Source organism: Streptomyces griseorubiginosus (genome assembly GCF_001514195.1).
GTDB lineage: Bacteria > Actinomycetota > Actinomycetes > Streptomycetales > Streptomycetaceae > Streptomyces > Streptomyces griseorubiginosus.
The window spans coordinates 1052165-1069575 of sequence record NZ_KQ948736.1 but is presented as its reverse complement, the minus strand read 5'-3'; the positions used below and the strand labels follow the sequence as shown (position 1 = coordinate 1069575).

General features: G+C 71.8%; 12 protein-coding genes. 5 read left to right on the top strand and 7 right to left on the bottom strand.

The genetic code is table 11. The annotated features are described in order from the left end of the window. Positions 1-16: 16 nt before the first annotated feature. From murC to nagZ, 3 genes are all read left to right on the top strand, one after another. Positions 17-1408: a UDP-N-acetylmuramate--L-alanine ligase gene (gene murC, locus AQJ54_RS17340; RefSeq protein ID WP_062021982.1), complete on the top strand. Its 1392-nt coding sequence runs from the start codon at positions 17-19 to the stop codon at positions 1406-1408. Between the two features lie 13 nt (positions 1409-1421). Beyond that, positions 1422-1829: a peptide-methionine (R)-S-oxide reductase MsrB gene (gene msrB / locus AQJ54_RS17335; RefSeq protein ID WP_020133748.1), complete on the top strand. Its 408-nt coding sequence runs from the start codon at positions 1422-1424 to the stop codon at positions 1827-1829. Between the two features lie 110 nt (positions 1830-1939). Next, positions 1940-3412, top strand: coding sequence for a beta-N-acetylhexosaminidase (nagZ, locus tag AQJ54_RS17330; RefSeq protein WP_062238306.1), 1473 nt, complete (start codon positions 1940-1942; stop codon positions 3410-3412). A gap of 82 nt (positions 3413-3494) precedes the next feature. On the opposite strand, the gene AQJ54_RS17325 is transcribed toward nagZ, so the two are convergent. Beyond that, positions 3495-4721, bottom strand: coding sequence for a glycoside hydrolase 5 family protein (locus AQJ54_RS17325; protein ID WP_062238304.1), 1227 nt, complete (start codon positions 4719-4721; stop codon positions 3495-3497). Between the two features lie 103 nt (positions 4722-4824). Between AQJ54_RS17325 and AQJ54_RS17320 the strand changes: the two genes are divergently transcribed. Both AQJ54_RS17320 and AQJ54_RS17315 read left to right on the top strand, forming a co-directional pair. Then, positions 4825-5901, top strand: a complete 1077-nt coding sequence (locus tag AQJ54_RS17320) for an N-acetylglucosamine kinase (protein ID WP_062238302.1) — start codon at positions 4825-4827, stop codon at positions 5899-5901. After that, the gene (locus AQJ54_RS17315; RefSeq protein WP_062238299.1) at positions 5898-8141 is read left to right on the top strand and encodes a glycoside hydrolase family 3 N-terminal domain-containing protein; all 2244 of its coding nucleotides are present in this window, start codon (positions 5898-5900) and stop codon (positions 8139-8141) included. Before AQJ54_RS17320 ends, AQJ54_RS17315 begins: the two co-directional genes overlap by 4 nt. Here AQJ54_RS17315 and AQJ54_RS17310 read toward each other — a convergent pair. The 6 genes from AQJ54_RS17310 to AQJ54_RS17285 form a co-directional block, all read right to left on the bottom strand. Next, positions 8105-8998 carry a carbohydrate ABC transporter permease gene (locus AQJ54_RS17310; RefSeq protein WP_062238297.1) on the bottom strand — a complete coding sequence of 298 codons (894 nt, stop codon included), beginning with the start codon at positions 8996-8998 and terminating at the stop codon, positions 8105-8107. The genes AQJ54_RS17315 and AQJ54_RS17310 overlap by 37 nt on opposite strands. Further along, on the bottom strand, positions 8995-10008 hold the full coding sequence (locus AQJ54_RS17305) for a carbohydrate ABC transporter permease (protein WP_107121077.1): 1014 nt from the start codon (positions 10006-10008) through the stop codon (positions 8995-8997). The genes AQJ54_RS17310 and AQJ54_RS17305 overlap by 4 nt, the downstream gene beginning before the upstream one ends. Positions 10009-10010: 2 nt before the next feature. Then, entirely contained in the window at positions 10011-11387 is a 1377-nt protein-coding gene (locus AQJ54_RS17300) for an extracellular solute-binding protein (protein WP_062238296.1), read from the bottom strand. Positions 11388-11505: 118 nt separating this feature from the next. Next, the gene (locus AQJ54_RS17295) at positions 11506-12222 is read right to left on the bottom strand and encodes a hypothetical protein (RefSeq protein WP_062238294.1); all 717 of its coding nucleotides are present in this window, start codon (positions 12220-12222) and stop codon (positions 11506-11508) included. After that, positions 12168-16379 (bottom strand): glycoside hydrolase family 38 N-terminal domain-containing protein, encoded by a 4212-nt coding sequence (locus AQJ54_RS17290; protein WP_062238292.1) that lies wholly within the window; start codon positions 16377-16379, stop codon positions 12168-12170. Before AQJ54_RS17290 ends, AQJ54_RS17295 begins: the two co-directional genes overlap by 55 nt. A gap of 110 nt (positions 16380-16489) precedes the next feature. Next, entirely contained in the window at positions 16490-17374 is an 885-nt protein-coding gene (locus AQJ54_RS17285) for a MurR/RpiR family transcriptional regulator (RefSeq protein ID WP_062021956.1), read from the bottom strand. Positions 17375-17411: the final 37 nt, after the last annotated feature.

The following is a 17411-nucleotide window of genomic DNA, read 5'->3' as shown; positions in this document are numbered from 1 at the left end:
CTGGGGAGACACACGCATGGCACCCGGCCTTCCTACCGCCATGGACCGACCGCACTTCATCGGGATCGGTGGGGCCGGGATGTCGGGGATCGCGAAGATCCTCGCGCAGCGCGGGGCCAAGGTGGCGGGCAGCGACGCCAAGGAGTCGGCGACCGCCGAGGCGCTGCGGGCGCTCGGCGCGACCGTGCACATCGGGCACGCGGCCGAGCACCTCGCCTCCGACGCCACCTGTGTGGTCGTCTCCTCGGCGATCCGGGCCGACAACCCCGAGCTCGCCCGGGCCGCCGAACTCGGCATCCCGGTCGTCCACCGGTCCGACGCCCTCGCCTCCCTGATGGACGGCCTCAGGCCGATCGCCGTCGCGGGCACGCACGGCAAGACGACCACGACCTCGATGCTGGCCGTCTCCCTGTCCACGCTGGGCCTGAAGCCGTCGTACGCGATCGGCGGCGACCTCGACGCCCCCGGCTCCAACGCCCTGCACGGCGAGGGCGAGATCTTCGTCGCCGAGGCGGACGAAAGCGACCGCAGCTTCCACAAGTACGCCCCCGAGGTCGCGATCGTCCTCAACGTCGAGCTCGACCACCACGCCAACTACGCCTCCATGGACGAGATCTACGAGTCCTTCGAGACGTTCGTCGGCCGGGTCGTCCCGGGCGGCACGCTGGTGGTCAACGCGGACCACGAGGGCGCCCGGGAGCTGACCCGCCGTGTCACGGCGAGCGGTGTGCGCGTGGTGACGTACGGCGACGCCGAGGACGCGGACGTGCGGGTCCTCTCGGTGGTTCCGCAGGGCCTGAAGAGCGAGGTCACCGTGCTCCTCGACGGTGCGGAGCTCACCTTCGCGGTCTCCGTCCCCGGCCGCCACTACGCGCACAACGCGGTGGCCGCGCTGGCCGCCGGCGTGGCCCTCGGCATCCCCGCCGCCGAACTGGCACCCGCCCTCGCCGCCTACACCGGCGTCAAGCGGCGCCTCCAGCTCAAGGGCGAGGCGGCGGGCGTCCAGGTCATCGACTCCTACGCCCACCACCCGACGGAGATGACGGCGGACCTGGAGGCGATGCGCGCGGCGGCCGGCGAGGCCCGCATCCTGGTCGTCTTCCAGCCCCACCTGTTCTCACGGACCCAGGAGCTCGGCAAGGAGATGGGCCAGGCGCTGGCACTCGCCGACGCCTCGGTCGTCCTGGACATCTACCCGGCCCGCGAGGACCCGATCCCCGGGGTGACGAGCGAGCTGATCATCGAGGCGGCCCGGGCCGCGGGCGCGGACGTGACGCCGGTCCACGACAAGGCGGACGTGCCGTCGGTGGTCGCGGGAATGGCGAAGGCCGGTGATCTCGTTCTCACCATGGGCGCGGGCGACGTCACCGACCTGGGCCCGCTGATCCTGGACCGTCTCGCGCAGTAAGGGGCTGAGCTTCATGTCGTACGACGTCGAAAAGCCGGACGAGCAGTGGCGAGCGGAGCTGACGCCGGCCGAGTACGCCGTACTCCGCAAGGCCGGGACCGAGCCGGCCTTCACCGGTGAGTACACCGACACCAAGACCACCGGTGTGTACTCCTGCCGCGCCTGCGGCGCCGAACTCTTCACCTCCACCACGAAGTTCGAGTCGCACTGCGGCTGGCCGTCCTTCTACGACCCGAAGGACACCGACGCGGTCGAGCTCATCGAGGACCGCTCCCACGGGATGGTCCGCACCGAGGTGCGCTGCGCCCGCTGCGGCTCGCACCTCGGGCACGTGTTCGAGGGTGAGGGGTATCCGACCCCCACCGACCAGCGCTACTGCATCAACAGCATCTCGCTGCGCCTGACGGCGGACGAGAGCTGACGGCAGACGAGAGCTGATGCCGGACGAGGGCTGACGCCGGCACCCCCGGAGTGAATGACCGAACCATTGGTCTGTTGACTTTCGGCTGATCGAGCCAGAAGATTCCGGGGGTGACCCACACCGAGCACCCGTCTGTCCGCACCGCCCTGCCCGTCGACCTCGACGAGGCCGCCCACCGCTGTCTCGTCGCAGGGTTCGAGGGGACCACCGTCGTCCCCGACACGCTCAAGCGGCTCATCGACCGCGGCCTCGGCGGGGTCATCCTGTTCACCCGCAACGTGCGCGACGCGGAGCAGGTGCGCCGCCTCACCGACACCCTGCGGGCCCTGCGCCCCGACCTGCTGGTCGCCATCGACAACGAGGGCGGCGGCATCGGGCACCTGGTGGCCGCGGGCGCCCCGGAGGTCCCCGGCTCCTACGCCCTCGGCGTCGTCGACGACCCGGCCCTGACCGCCCGTTGCGCCGACGCGCTCGCCGGTCACCTTGCCGCCCTCGGCATCACCGCCTCCTACGCCCCCGTCGCCGACGTGCAGCGGAGGGCCGACAACCCGATCGTGCGAACGCGGGCCTTCGGCTCCGAGCCCGAACTGGTCTCCCGGCACCTGAGCGCCTGGATCGCCGCGACCGAGGCGCGCGGCATCGCCTCCTGCGCCAAGCACTTCCCCGGCCACGGCGGCACGCACACCGACAGCCACCACGAACTCGCCGTCGACCCGCGGCCGTACGAGGAACTCGACCTCGAACCCTTCCGGGCCGCGATCGCCGCGGGGGTGCCGATGCTGATGAGCGCGCATGTCGTCTTTCCGGCGCTCGACGCGAACCGGCCGGCCACGCTCAGCCGGCGGATCCTCGGGGATCTGCTGCGGCACGAGCTCGAGTTCGAGGGGGTGTTGGTCAGCGACGCGCTGGAGATGAAGGCCATCGCCGACCTGTACGGGGAGGCCGCGGGGGCGCGGATCGCCCTCGCCGCCGGGGCCGACCAGGTCATCGTCGCCGTACCCGATCTGCGCGTCACCCTGGAGTGCCGGGACGCCGTGCTGGAAGCGCTGCGGGAGGGTGTGCTGGCCGAGGAGCGGATCCGGGAGGCGGCGGGGCGGGTGCAGCGGCTGGTCGAGCGGTATGCGACACCTGCGGCGGAGGTCGCCCCGTGGGACGCGGAGGCGGGGCTGGAGGCGGCTCGACGGGCCGTGCGGGTACCTCCGGTGGGGGTGCGGGGGGCGCATGTCGTGGATCTGTTCCCGGCGCCGCATCCCGCGTTGAACTGGGGCGGGGAGGATCTGCTGACCCAGGTGCTGGCGGTCGATCCCACGGCCACGGGGACGGCGGTGGCGGGGGAGCCGGCGGATCTGGAGGGCGTGGCCGCGGAGATTCTGGCCAAGGCCGGAGGGGCGCCGCTGGTCGTGGCCACGTGTGATGCGGGGCTGTATCCGTGGCAGGGGCGGTTGAGGGATGTGCTCCTCGCCCGGCGGCCCGCGGCGGTTCAGGTCGCCACGGGGCTGCCGGACGGGGGTGCGGTTTGTTCTTACGGGCGGGGCAGGGTCAATCTGCGGGCGTTGGCTGAAGTGGTGGTGGGGGCGTGGTGACTTGGCTGCCGGCCGGTGGGGGCTGGTCGCGCCCGCGCGGCGGAGCCGCACATCGATACAGCCCCGCGCCCCTAAATACAGCTCACCTTCGCGGAACTTGAATCAGCTCCTTGATGCCCCTGGCCTCCAAGTGGCTCTCGTCCCCCGCCCGTTCCGCCAGGACCACCGCCGGGCGTACCCCCTCCTGACGCAAGCGCATCCACTCCTCGAAGTAAGCCCCGCCGGGCCCCGACACCGACCGGGTGGAGGGGGTGCAGTCCAGGACCAGCGCTGTGTCGCGGGGCTCGGGAAGCCGTGAACCGCTCCGCAGTTCCGCGACCGTCGCCGCCACCGCCTCCGCTATCGGCTTGGGGTGGCCCTGGGCGTCGAACAGGCCCAGCGTGTACTCCAGTTCGGGGAAGTCCGCGAGGGACCGGTCCACGTCGTGGGAGCACCACCAGGTCACGCCCCACAGGCCCGTGCAGCCGGAGGCGTTCAGGATCGTCTCGCGGGCGAAGTGCGGGGCGTCGGCGGCCGGGATGTGGGGTTCGGGGGCGCCGGTCTCCTGGACCCAGACCGGGCGGGCGGGGTCCTCGGCGTAGGCCTTGGCGAGTTCCGTGCCGTACTCGGCCAGGTGCAGGACCTGCGGGGAGCGGGGGCCGTAGAGGCTCGCGCAGCCCCCGGAGAAGACCCACGGGTGGACCGTGGTGACGTCGCCCTTGCGGGCCGAGGCCTCCGGGGTGAAGGGATGGTCGTCGCCGTACCAGGCCGCGTCGTACGCGGAGTGGGTCACCAGGCCCGTGCCCTCGCCGAGCCCGTCGCGGGCGGCGGCGAGCAGGGTGTCCAGGTAGTGGTCGACCTCCGCCGCCGTGGCCGGGTTGTGCTCGATCAGGTTGTTGAGCTCGTTGCCCAGCTGGAGGCCGATGAGGTTCGGGCGACCGGACAGGGCGCGGCCGAGGGTGCGCAACAGGTCCGCCTGGGCGGCGATGGCGTCCGGGTCGGTGAAGACGTTGCGGTGGTGCCAGCTGCGGGTCCACTCCGGGTAGAAGTCGAAGCTCGACAGATGGCCCTGCACGCCGTCCACCAGGACGTCCAGGCCCGCCTCGGCCGCCAGGTCCACCAGCCGCGCCAGCTGGTCGACGGCGGAGGTGCGGATCAGGGTGCGGTTGGGCTGGAGGAGCGGCCACAGGTGGAAGATCCGGACGTGGTCGAGGCCCAGGCCGGCGATCTGGTCGAGGTCCGCGCGGGCGCGGGCCGGGTCGAAGTCGTGCCAGGCGTGGAACCAGCCGTGGCGGGGCGTGTAGTTGACGCCGAAGCGGAGCGTGGGAATGGGATCCTCCTCGGGTTCGGCCCGGTCCGACCTCGGCCCGGCTCGTGTTCCGCTCGAGTTCTGCTCTTGTCCTGCGCGAATGTATCAATCACCATAGTCATCGATGGGTAATTATTTGAACCACGACGTGCGCGACGCCGGCGCCCTGGTCATCGGCCTCGACGCCGGTGGCACCCGCACCCGCGCGGTCCTCGCCGCCGCCGAGGACGGTCGCGTGCTCGGGGAGAGCACCGGCGGCCCGGGCAACGCCATGACCGTTCCGGCCCCGCAGCTCACCGACCACCTCGCCGAGGCGCTCGCCCGGGTGGTGCCCGAGGAGGCGCGTGGCCGGGTCGTGGCCGTGACGGGCGGTTTCGCGGGCGCCACGGCCGCCTCCGCGCAGGATCCCGGCACCGTGAAGGCCCGCACGGCCCTCACCGAGGCGCTGCACCGCCTCGGCGTCCCGGCCGGCCGGATCGGCGTGTGCAGCGACATCGAGGCCGCCTTCGCCGCCGCCCCCGGCACCCCCTCCGACGGCCTCGCCCTGGTCGCGGGCACCGGCGCGGTCGCCATGCGCATCACCGCCCGGCACGCCACGACCACGGTCGACGGCGACGGCTGGCTCCTCGGCGACGAGGGCAGCGGCTTCTGGATCGGCCGCAGCGCGGTCCGCGCCGCCCTGCGCATGGCCGACGGCCGCGGCCGCCCCACGGTCCTCGCCGCCTGGGTCGGCCACACCCTGGGCCTGCCCGTGGACGTCCTCCCCAAGGGCCCGATCCAGCCCTACGACCGTCACGGCACCGCCCCGACCCCCGCCCCCGGCACCCCCGCCCCCGGCGTCCCCGGCTGGGAACGCGCCCGGCGTGAGGACTTCCGCCGGCAGCTGCTGCCCGCCGTGCTGGCCGACCCCCCGATCCGACTGGCGCGCTTCGCCCCGCTGGTCGCCGAGGCGGCCGCCGAGAACGACGCCGTGGCCCTGGCGATCCTCGCCGAGGCGGCCGACCACCTGCTGGACACCGTACGAGCGCTGGAACCGCGCCCCGGTGAGCGGATCGTCGCCACCGGCGGCCTCCTCGGTCCCGAGGGCCCCCTCACCGCCCCCCTGGCCGACCGACTCCACGCCCATGGCCTGAACCTCGACTGGGTGGCCGACGGCCGCCCCGGCGCGGTCGCCCTCGCACGACTGGCCCACACCTCATGAGCGACGCCCTCCACCGCGACCCCACCGCCCCGACCGAGCCCCTTTACCGCGACCCCACCGCCCCGGTCGACGCCCGCGTCCGCGACCTCCTCGCTCGGATGACCCTGCGGGAGAAGGCCGGCCAGCTCAACCAGCGGATGTACGGCTGGGACGCCTACCGCCGCACCCCCGACGGCGGCTTCGAGCTGACCGACGCCCTGTACGCCGAGACCGACCGCTTCGAGGGCCTCGGTGCCCTCTACGGCCTCCAGCGGGCCGACGCCTGGTCCGGGGTCGAGCACGGCAGCGGGCCGGGGGCCGAGGACGGGGCCGCGCTCGCCGAGCTGGTGCAGCGGCACGTCGTGCGGCGGAGCCGGCTCGGCATCCCCGCCCTCTTCGTGGAGGAGGTCCCGCACGGCCTGATGGCCCTGGACGGCACGGTCCTGCCGGTGAACCTGGCCGTGGGCGCCGGCTGGGACCCGGACCTGTACCGGCGGGCCGCCGCCCACGCCGCCGCCGAACTGCGCGCCCGCGGCGGCCACGTGGCCCTGGTCTCGGCACTGGACATCGCCCGCGACCCGCGCTGGGGCCGCACCGAGGAGTGTTTCGGCGAGGACCCGTACCTGGCCGCCCGGCTGACCGAGGCGCTGGTCCGCGGGATGCAGGGGGCCGGTGAGGTCTTCGCACAGGACAAGGCCCCCGTCGTTCTCAAGCACTTCGCGGGCCAGGGCGCGACCGTCGGCGGCCGCAACTCCGCCGAGTCCGAACTCGGTTGGCGCGAACTCCACGAGATCCACCTCCCCGCCGCCCGGGCCGGGGTCCGTGCGGGCGCCGCCGCCGTCATGGCCGCCTACAACGAGGTCGACGGGATGCCCTGTTCCGGCAACCGGGCCCTGCTCGCCGGGCTGCTCCGCGAGGAGTGGGGCTTCGAGGGACTGGTCATGGCGGACGGCCTCGCCGTCGACCGGCTGGCCCGCATCACCGGCGACAAGGTCTCGGCGGGCGCCCTCGCCCTCAACTCCGGTGTGGATCTGAGCCTTTGGGACGAGGGCTTCACCCACCTGGAGGAGGCGGTCGAACGGGGGCTCGTCACGGAGGCCGTCCTCGACACGGCCGTCGCCCGCGTCCTGCGCCTCAAGTTCCGGCTGGGGCTGTTCGAACGGCAGGACGGCACGGCCCGCCCGCCGTCCGGGGGAGCGGAGCTCAGCCGGGACCTCGCCCGGGCCGCCGTCACCCTCCTGCGCAACGACGGCGTCCTGCCCGTCGGCCCACACGTCTCACGAATCGCCGTGCTCGGGCCCCAAGCCGCCACCACCGCCCACCAGTTCGGCGACTACACGGCCCCGCAGCGCCCCGGCACCGGCAGCAGCGTCCTCGACGCCCTGCGCCGGCTCGCCCCGCCCGGTCTCGACATCCGGCACGCCCCCGGCTGCACCCTCACCGGCAGGGACCTCTCCGGCATCCCGGCGGCGATCGCCGCGGCCGCCGCCTCCGACCTCGCCGTACTGGTCCTGGGCGGCAGCAGCGCCCGTACGCCGGACACCGAGTTCGACGCCAACGGGGCCGCGCTCAAGGCCGTCTCCGAGATGACCTGCGGCGAGGGGGCCGACCTGGCCGAACTGCGCCTCGGAGCAGCCCAGTACGCGTTGCTGGACGCCGTCCTGGCGACCGGCACACCGACCGCGGTGGTGCTGGTGCAGGGGCGTCCGCACGTGGTGCCGGACACCGCGTCCGCGCTGCTCACGGCCTGGTACCCCGGCCCCTGGGGAGGCGACGCGATCGCCGAGGTGCTGCTCGGACTCGCCGAACCGGCCGGCCGCCTGCCAGTCTCCGTCCCCCGCTCGGCGGCCCAACTCCCCGTCTACTACAACCACAAGGACACCGAGTACGGCGGTTACACGGACCTGGGCGCCGAGCCCGCGTACTCCTTCGGGCACGGGCTGTCGTACACGGACTTCGACTGGACCGAGCCCGCGTTCACCGGCAGGAGTCTCAGTGTCGACGTCACCAACACCGGTCAGCGGTACGGTCGTTGTGTCGTCCAGGTCTATCTCCGCCGGCTGATCACCCCCACCTGGCCGCGCACCCTGGAACTGTGCGCGTTCGAGGGTGTGGGCCTTGCTCCGGGTGAGCGCCGTACGGTGACGCTGCCTCTCGAAGGCGTCACCGGCACGGTCGAGATCAGGGTCGCCGCGTCAGCCGCGCAGGCGCTCGCGGTGAAGGGTCACAGCTTCACGGCGCCCGACGAGACGCCCTTGTAGAACCACCGCTGGGTGATCACGAACAGCACCAGCACCGGGACCACGGAGATCACCGAACCGGCCATGACCATCCGCTGGTCGTAGCCGAACGAGGAGCTCTGGAGGCGGGAAAGCCCCAGGGTGAGCGTCATGTTGCTCTCGGAGCGCAGCACGATCAGCGGCCACAGGAAGTCGTCCCAGGCGCTGATGAAGGTGTTGATGACGACCACCATGATCGCGCCCCACGCGGACGGCAGGTACAGGTAACGGAAGCGCTGCCACTCGTTGGCGCCGTCCAGCATCGCCGAGTCCTCGATCTCGCGCGGGACCGCGAGGAACGCGCCGCGCATGAGCAGGACGTTGATGGCGCCGACGAAGCCGGGGAGCCAGACACCGGCCAGGTTGTCGACCAGGCCCAGATCGCGGATGCTGATGAACAGCGAGACCATGATCGACTCGAAGGGGAACATCATCGAGGCGACCAGCACCACCCAGACCGCCTTGCGGCCCTTCCAGGCGGGCTTGGAGAGCATGTAGCCGGCCGTCGTGGAGAAGACCAGCTGGCTGGTGACCGACAGGGCGACCACGATCAGGCTGTTCCTGATGTACGACCACACCGGCACCTGGTCGAAGACGGTCCGGTAGGCGCGCAGCGTCGGATGGTGCGGCAGCAGGGTGGCGTCCGTGCCGAAGACGTCCTCGCTCACGCCCTTCAGGGAGGCGAGGAGCTGCCACAGCAGCGGGCCCACGGTGAGGCCGAGCACCAGCAGGAGCAGCAGATAGCGCACGACCAGCTCGCGCGGACGGCCGTAGTCACGCCAACGCGGCATCAGGCGACGGCCCTTGGTCTCGACGACATCGACGACACTCGTCGTCATGACTCGTCCTCCTTGGTCAGACGCTGCGCCAGCAGGGTCAGCCCCAGCGTCAGCGCGAACAGGGCCACGCTGACGGCCGAGCCGTATCCCGCGTTGCCGGTGATCGGGTCCAGGCCGACGTCCCGGATGTAGAAGGGCAGGGTGCGGTCGGCGCCGCCGGGGCCGCCGGTGGAGCTGCCGAGCATGTAGATCTCGGTGAACACCCTGAGCGAGCCGATGCCGGTGAGGGTGCCGACGAGCATCATGGCCTGCCGGACGCCGGGGACCGTGATGTGCCAGAACCGGCGGACCGCGCCGGCGCCGTCCATCTGCGCGGCCTCGTGCAACTCCTTGGGCACGTTGCCGAGGGCGGCCAGGTAGAAGACCATGTACCAGCCCAGGCCCTTCCACAGCGTCAGGCCCATCGCGGAGAGCAGGATCAGCCACGAATCCGAGAGGAACGGGATCGCGGACTTGATCAAGTGGGCCTTCTCCAGCCAGGTGTTGACCAGGCCGTCGTCGGCGAGCAGCCACTGCCAGCTCAGACCCACGACCACGCTGGAGGCCAGCACCGGGGTGTAGAAGGCCGATCGGAAGAACCCGATGCCGGGCAGGTTCTTCTCCACCAGGACGGCCAGCATCAGCGGCAGCAGCACCATCAGGGGGACGACGATCACCGCGTACAGGATGCTGTTGCGGGTGGCGAGCCAGAAGTCGTCGTCCTGGAGCATCCGCGTGTAGTTGTCGAGCCCGACGAAACTGGCAGTGCCGCCAAGGGGTTTGGCGTTGGTGAACGACAGCAGGACCGTGTTGAGGAACGGGAACACGCCGAAGACCACCGCGCACACGATCGCCGGGGCGGTCCACAGCCACGGCAGCCACCAACGGCGGTACATCGCCGCTCCGTTGGCCCCGGGGGCGGGACCGGGCAGCGCGGCCCTGGCGAGTCGGCGCAGGCGGGACGGGGCCGTGCCCGGCGCGGAGGTCAGGGGCTCCACGCCGGACACCGGATGCGTGATCTGTGCCGTCACCGTCAGCTGCCCTGCTTCAGCAGCTCGTTCGCCTTCTCCTGGGCGTCCTTCACCGCGTCCGCCGCGCTCTTCTTGCCCTGCATGGCGAGCTGCACCTGGGCCACGATGGCGTTCTGCACGGCCGGGGAGAGGTTGGTCTGGTTGGTGGAGGCCGTCTTGAGCTGGTCGGCGACGAGCTTGCGGGCCTGGGAGAACGGGTCGCTGCCCGTGACGTTCTGGAAGAAGGGGTCGTCCAGCGACTTGGTGGTGGTCGGGAAGATCACCACGTCGGGGTCCTTGCACCAGGCCGTCTGGTTCTCGGCGTTGGTGAGGAACTCCGCGAACGACAGGGCCACGGGCGCGTGCTTGCTGGTCGCGGCGACCGAGATGTACTGCGGGGCGCCGGCGGACGCCTTGCCGAGCGCGTCGTAGGGCTGCTGGCCGACGGCCGTCTTGGCGTAGATCGACGGGCTGTTCTGCTTCACGAACCGCACGAAGCTCGGGTTCGTCGAACCGTAGGCCACCTTGCCCTGGCTGTAGAGCGTGGACGGGTCGTTGCTGGAGGACAGCGAGTCCTTCGGCATCGCGCCCTCCTTGTACAGCTTCGCCATCCAGGCGACCCACTGGGTGGTGCGCGGGTCGTCGCCGAAGACGGCGGACTTGCCGTCGGCGGAGAGGACCTTGATGCCCATCTGGTCGAAGTCGGCGGGGATGCGCCAGATCGGGTTGGCCATCGTCGCGAAGAACTTGCCGCCGGAGGCCTTGGCGACCTTCTCGTAGTCGGCGAAGAGGCCGAAGATGCTCGTCGGCGGCTTGGCCGGGTCGACGCCGGCCTTCTCCAGCAGGTCCTTGTTGTACGTCAGCAGGACACCGCCGGTGTACCAGGGCAGCGTGGTGTGGATCGCCTTGCCGGAGGCGTCCGGGAAGGTGGCGGTCTTCCAGAAGGACGGGACGAAGGGCTCGGCGGCGGCCGGGTCCTTGGTGCCGATGTCGAGCAGGTAACCGGCCTTGGTGAGGGCGGTCGCCGTCGGCGCGTTGACGTTGATGACGTCGGCCATCGTGCAGGCCTGGGCGTCGGCGACGGTCCGGCTGGTGAAGGTGTTGTCACCGGGGTCGTCGATCCACTTCACCTTGGTGCCGGGGTGGGCCTTCTCGAAGTCGGCGATCACTCCGTTGAAGAAGCTCCCGAAGTCTTTCTTCAGGTTCGTCGTCTGGAAGGTGATGTCGCCCTTGACCTCGCCGGTGAGCTTGCCCGACCCGACGTTGCCCTTGTCGACCTTGCAGCCGCCGGCGGTGGCGTCACCGCTGTCGGACCCGCCGCCGGACAGGCCGCAGCCGACGGCCGTGAGCGACAGCACGGCGATACAGGTCAAGGTGCGGGTCAGTCTCTTTGCACGCATGTGATGCCCCTCCACGGCTGGTTCATTGAACCAACTCCGACTCCGATTGATGAAAAGGTGGACCAGAATTCATCGGAGGTCAATGGTTTCCCGTGTTGCTTTTAGGTTCCGTAGGAGATCAGTGACGGTGTTCGTGGTCCGGATGGGACGGATCACCGGGGTGTTCGTGCCCGTGGGAGTAGGTCACGCCCGCGCGCGACTGGTCCAGCCAGCCGAAGAATGCCTGGCGGCCGGCCGCGGTGCGGAGCTCGCGGGTGATGTGGTCGCGGACCTCGTCGTAGGGGCGTATGTCCTGAGGGGTTGCCCCGTCGAAGGGGGTGACGCCTCGCCTCAGTGCGTCCGGGGTGAGGTAGCGGTCCTGATTGCGGTCGTAGTAGTCGCGTACGGCCGATTCCGGGACCGTCTGCTCGGCTTCCAGGGCGGCGAGGAGGGTGCGGGCCGCTGGTGAGTGGGCCAGGGCTGCGGCGACGATGCTGCCGAGGTCTGCGACGTCTGTCTCGGCGACGGCCAGGACGGAGGCGGGGGACACCTCTTCCGGGACGGTGAGGCCGCGTTGAGAGCAGGCTCTTCGGGCGAGTTCGTCGGTGACGACGACTTGGGTGGCCCAGCGGCGTCTTTGTCTCGCGACGGAGGGGGGTTCGTAAGGTCGTGTGGCGGGTGCGGGGCCGTCGTGGCTGGTCGCGCAGTTCCCCGCGCCCCTGGAGGGGCCCTTTTCCAGGAACGAGTCCACACGTTCCCTTGGCAGTGGTTCGCCGTCTATCAGGGCCGCGTGTTCCGGGTTCACTCGGTGACCTCCAGGGGGATCGTTCTCGTGTACGCCACCTGGCCGTTCCATGCCGCCTTTGCCAGGAGCCAATACGTGCCCGGGGGGATCAGGGAGCCGTCGAGTTCGATCACGGACTCGGTCTGTTCTCCGCCCGGCACCCTGAAGCCCTGGAGGCCCGGTGTCACGCCCTGCCAGGTGCCCCAGGAGGAGACCGCCCAGAGCTGGCCGCCGATCGGGCCCCGTGTGGTGTTGTGCAGGCTCACCGGAACCTGAGCCCGCTCACCTCTGCGCACGGTGACCCGGTCGGCGGCCAGGTCGCACGCCAGGCCCTGGCCGGCGGGCGGTCCGCCCGGCACGTCCAGGCCCAGCACGTCCTCGTAGGTCTGGCCGCCGTACGTCAGCCGGGCCCTGAGCCAGTGGCGGCCGGGCTCGGGGTCCGGGGGCGGGGTCACCGTCACCTCGGACAGGGAGAAGCCGCCCGGGCCGAGTGCGTACGGCAGTACGGCGGGCTGCGCGGACCAGCCCGGCGGTACCTCGAATGCCACCGTGCCCGTCGCCGAGGCGTCCGTGAGTTCCGAGCCGACCCGGACTGTGGCGGTGACAGGGCCCGTGGCGGTCAGGGCGGTGGGGGAGAGGTAGACGGACACCGGCATGTTGCCGCGGGGGGCCGGTCCGGAGTTGTGGAGCCAGTAGCGGGTGTGGACCGGCTGGGCCGGCTCGTGGGCGGCGACTCCGGGGTCGGACGTCGGCTCGGGAGCCTGTGGGGGCGTGGCCAGGACGGTGGCCACCTCGAAGCCCGTGAGCGTCGTTTGCAGGGCTCCTTCGCCGTCCGGGGTCAGCGGCTCGCCCGGCCTCTCCAGTACGTCCGCGCGGGCGCCCTCCGTCCAGGCGACCGGGCCGCGCACCCGGGCCCGCACCGGCCGTCCGTTCACCTCGTGCATCCGGACCACGACCCCGCGTCCGGGGTCCGCGGGGGTCGAACCGCCCCTGGCCAGCGGTGAACCCAGCGGCTTGAGGGCGTCCAGGAGGACGGCGCGGGCCGGTTCCACCTCCAGGAGGGAGGTGGTGCGGGGCAGCAGCGGGGTCGCGCCCTCGTCGCGCACCCGGGCGGTGAGCGGGTGGTTGAACTCATGGCCCCGTGCGGGCAGTTCGAGGTCCCGCCAGTCGCCCTCGCCGGCGACGACCGCGTACTCGAAGGTGTGGGACCAGCGCTGGAGCTGGAAGCCCGAGCCGTCGGGGGTGGTGCGGCGGGGCGGGTCGACCCAGATGCCGGACGGCCAGCCGGTGCAGGAGCGCATCAGCGACATGCAGAGGTCGCCGGAGCTCGTGATCACACAGCCGGGCGTGCCCCGGTTCAGGACGGCGAAGCCGCGCCCGTCCCAGGCGTCACCGGGCGGGAGCGCCTCGCCGCCGCCCGCCGCGGTGGCCGTGACGGTGAAGTCCTCCAGGTCCGTGATCAGCGCCTCGACGGCCTTGGCGTCCCCCGGCGCGTCGGCGCCCGCGATCACCAGCAGCGGCAGCCGTTCCAGGTCGCGCAGATCGGCGCCGGGCACCCACTCCTCGCGCAGGGAGGCACGCGGCGCGACCCAGACGGCCGCCACGCCCCGCTCGGCGACCTGGCGGCGCAGTTCGCGGTCGGCGGCCGGGTCCATGGCGAGGGCCTCGGCGACCAGGGAGTTGCGGGCGGGGCCGCCGACGGCGATCCGCAGGTCGGGGAGGTTGGAGTCCACCTCCAGGTCGCCGTAGCGGGGGCCGCCCGCGACGGTCGAGGTGGCGGTGACGCCCGCACGGACCAGGGCGGCCGCGAGCGGGGCGCCCAGCTCACCGGCCTCGTCCCAGTCGGCGTACACCAACTCGGCGACTCCGAAAGCCCGTTGGCCGAGGTGCGCGCCGGAGTCGTCGTGCAGGGCGACCCGTGCGGTGGACCCCAGCCCGAACCAGGTGTTGGCCGGGTTGTCGAGGGTCCACGGGAACTCCTCGCTGTTGACCTCCACGAACCCGAAGCCGCGCCCGATCACCGCGTCGGCGACCTCGTGCACGGGCAGTCCGCCCCGGACGTCGGAGGGCCAGCGGACCCGGACGAGGCGGTCCTCGCCGTCGTAGCCGTCGAGGGTCGTGGTGACATCGAGCCGGTTCACGCCGGTCCACAGGGTCAGGCGCTGCGTGTACGTGAAGAGACCCAGGTCGGCGCGGACGGTGATGCGGGAACCGGCCGGGGAGTGATCGACATCGATGTCGGCGGTCACGTCGCGGCTGCGGGCGGCCGTCGTGCCGGTCGGGGTGAGGTGCCAGGGGCCCTCGCCGAAGCGCGGGTGCCGGGCGAACTCCTCCTGCACCACGAGCTCGTTGCCGATGTCCCCGGCGGGCAGGAGTTCCCGGTCTTCCACGACGGACCGGAGACTGCTGACGGCGCCGCCGCGAGACGGGTCGACCGTCACCTCGTAGAACTCGTTGCGGATGGTCAGCCCCTCGCCGGTGGTCCACTCGGGGATCGAACCGGCCGTCAGGGGCAGGGCCTTGAGGCCCATGCCGGGCACCTGCGGGACGACGACCTTGAGGGTGCCGTCCTGTTCGCGGACGGCCGGCAGCGGCTGGAAGTCGTCGCCGACGGGCACCAGACCCGGGTCGGCGACGGTCAGCACGTCCCGCCGTTCCCAGGTGGCCGGGTTGAAGACCACCAGATCGGGTCCAGTGCCCGGCTCGACCCGGTCGGCCAGCGCCTTCGTCGCGTCGGCGTGCACGGTCTCGGCGAGATCGGCCAACTCCCGCCAGCCGGTGAGGAGATCGATGTACACCTGGTCCGACTCGGAACCCGTGATGGCGTCGTGGTGGGCGCCGTAGACCAGTTGGCGCCAGGCCTTGTCGAGGGCCGCGTCCGGATAGGGGTGCCCGGTGACCAGCGAGGCGAGGGTCGCCCAGGCCTCCGCGTCGGCGAGGAGCGTCTCGCCGTACCGCTGGGCCTGCTTGGTGTCGATGTAGGAGACGTCCTTGCCGGTGTAGACCGGGTTCATGTCCCGCGTCTGCGGCGAGGCCCTGCGTCCCTCGGCCTCCAGCTCCGCGCGGACGGCGGCGAAGAAGTCCCGGGGGATGCCGGAGACGAACCGGGGCCAGACGTAACGGGCGTTCCAGTCCCGGTGGATGTCCATCACCCAGCGGCACGGCGGCGCGTAGTCCCCGCCGACCGGGAGCAGCACGTTGCGGGTGAGCGCGACCTGCTTGAGCCCCTTGAACAGCTTGAGCGCCTCGGCCTCCGCCTCGGGCAGCGTCGGCGCGTTGTCGATCCGCCAGCCGGCCCCGTAGTGGTTGACCATGTACGCGGTGAGGATCCCGCGCCCCGAGGGGGCGATCCAGTCGAACTCCGCCGGGAACTGCATGCGCTTGGGGTCCCGCGGCTCCTCACCGAACACGGAGAGGGTGGGTCCCCACTGGTGGAAGGGCCCGCGCGCCCAGGAGCTGGACGTGACGCCCGCGTCCGCCATCAGGCCGGGGAACTGCGGGTCGTGCCCGAACGCGTCCAGCTGCCAGGCCGTCTCCGGCGACGCCCCGAGGATCGCCCGCTGGTATCCGTCGCCGTACAGGGCGTTGCGTACGGTCGCCTCGGCGCCGGTGAGGTTGGTGTTCGGCTCGTTGTACGTGCCGCCCATGATCTCGACGCGGCCGGTGCGGATCAGCTCCCGCAGGAAGCCGCGCTCCTCCGGGAAGGCGTCCCAGTACGGCTTGAGGTAGTCGACCTCGGCGAGCACGAAGGTGTACGCCGGGTCGCGCCGGGCCAGATCGGAGTGGGCCCGGACCAGGCTCATCCCCGACTGGCCGCGCGAGTCGAAGGTGCGGGCGGGCAGGCCGGTGCCGGCCGGGTCGTCGGCGACGTCCCAGGTCTCGGTGTAGGCGCCCTGGGTGTTCCACCAGACCGGGTCGTAGTGGAAGTGACTGACCATGAACATGGTCCAGCCGGGCTCGGCGGGCGTGAACTCGCCGGTCGCGCTCGCGCTCTCGTCCCCGTCGGCCGCGGTGACCCTGATCGGTCCGCCGGGGCCGGTCACCGGGATCTCGGCCCGTACGGTGCCGTCCTCGCCGACGGCGACCTCGGCCTCTCCGGTGCCGCGGCCCTCGACGCGGACGCGGACCGAGCGGCCCGGCAGGTGCTCGATCCGGACCGCCACCACCTGGAGCGGTTGTTCGGGAGTGCCGACGAACAGCTCGGTCGACTCGACAGCGGTGACGCGCATGGGGCTCCTACGAGATGACTCGGGGGAGCCCCATCCTGGCACCGAGGGGATGATTCAAACAACCATCTTCGTGTTATCTCGGTGGTTCATCCATGCACGATCGGTCACCGTCACCGGGTACGGCGAGCCTTCACGGCGTGCTGCGGCGTGATGTGGTCGGTGAGCGCGAGGGAGGCGCTGGCCCGCTGGTAGGCGACCTGGCCGACCCGGACGTAGAGGCAGTCCACGATCATCAGCACGGAGTGCCGGCCGCCGATGCTGCCGGTGCGGAAACTGGTCTCCGAGGTCGCCGAGATGAGCCGGATGTCGGCGGCCCTGGCCAGCGGGGAGCGCGGGTCGGTGGTGATGGCGACGGTGGTCGCGCCCCGCTCCTTGGCCATCTCGAAGGGTTCGAGGGTCTCCCGGGTCGCGCCCGAGTGGGAGATCCCTATGGCCACGTCGGCCGGGGTGAGCAGGGCCGCCGAGGTGGCCGCGCCGTGCACCTCGGTCCAGCCGCGGACCTGGCAGCCGATGCGGAACAGCCGGGTCTCGGTCTCCTGGGCGACCGCGCCGCTGCCGCCGACGCCGTACACGTCGATCCGGCGCGCCTTGGCCAGCGCCTGCGCCGCGCGCTCCAGGGAGTCGAGGTCGATGCGCTCGATGGTCTGCTGGATCGCCCGCAGATCGGCGCTGCCCACCACCTGGACGACGCGCTCCAGGCTGTCGTCCGGCGAGATGTCGGGGCCGATCTCGGCCGAGCCCCAGTCGGAGACCTCGCCGCGACCGCGCTCCTGGGCGAGTTCGATCAGCAGGTGCTGGTAGGAGTCGAGCCCGATAGCGCGGCAGAAGCGGGTCACCGTGGCCTGCGAGGTCCCGGTGCGGCGGCCCAGCTCGGCGGCCGAGCAGTGGGTGACGGCGGCCGGATCCTCCAGGATCAGCTCGCCGACCTTCCGCAGGGAACCGGCCAGCCGGGGCAGTTCGGTGCGGATCAGTGTGGTGACGTCCGTCGGAGGCATGGAAAGAAGGTATCAGCCACCCTATGGGGCACTGATT

Bases quoted from the DNA above. Each gene is read 5' to 3' on its own strand.
- AQJ54_RS17290 (WP_062238292.1), bottom strand. From the start codon at position 16,379: ATGCGCGTCACCGCTGTCGAGTCGACCGAGCTGTTCGTCGGCACTCCC.
- AQJ54_RS17285 (WP_062021956.1), bottom strand. From the start codon at position 17,374: ATGCCTCCGACGGACGTCACCACACTGATCCGCACCGAACTGCCCCGG.
- murC (WP_062021982.1), top strand. From the start codon at position 17: ATGGCACCCGGCCTTCCTACCGCCATGGACCGACCGCACTTCATCGGG.
- AQJ54_RS17300 (WP_062238296.1), bottom strand. From the start codon at position 11,387: ATGCGTGCAAAGAGACTGACCCGCACCTTGACCTGTATCGCCGTGCTG.
- msrB (WP_020133748.1), top strand. From the start codon at position 1,422: ATGTCGTACGACGTCGAAAAGCCGGACGAGCAGTGGCGAGCGGAGCTG.
- AQJ54_RS17315 (WP_062238299.1), top strand. From the start codon at position 5,898: ATGAGCGACGCCCTCCACCGCGACCCCACCGCCCCGACCGAGCCCCTT.
- AQJ54_RS17320 (WP_062238302.1), top strand. From the start codon at position 4,825: ATGGGTAATTATTTGAACCACGACGTGCGCGACGCCGGCGCCCTGGTC.
- AQJ54_RS17310 (WP_062238297.1), bottom strand. From the start codon at position 8,998: ATGACGACGAGTGTCGTCGATGTCGTCGAGACCAAGGGCCGTCGCCTG.
- AQJ54_RS17295 (WP_062238294.1), bottom strand. From the start codon at position 12,222: ATGGAACGGCCAGGTGGCGTACACGAGAACGATCCCCCTGGAGGTCAC.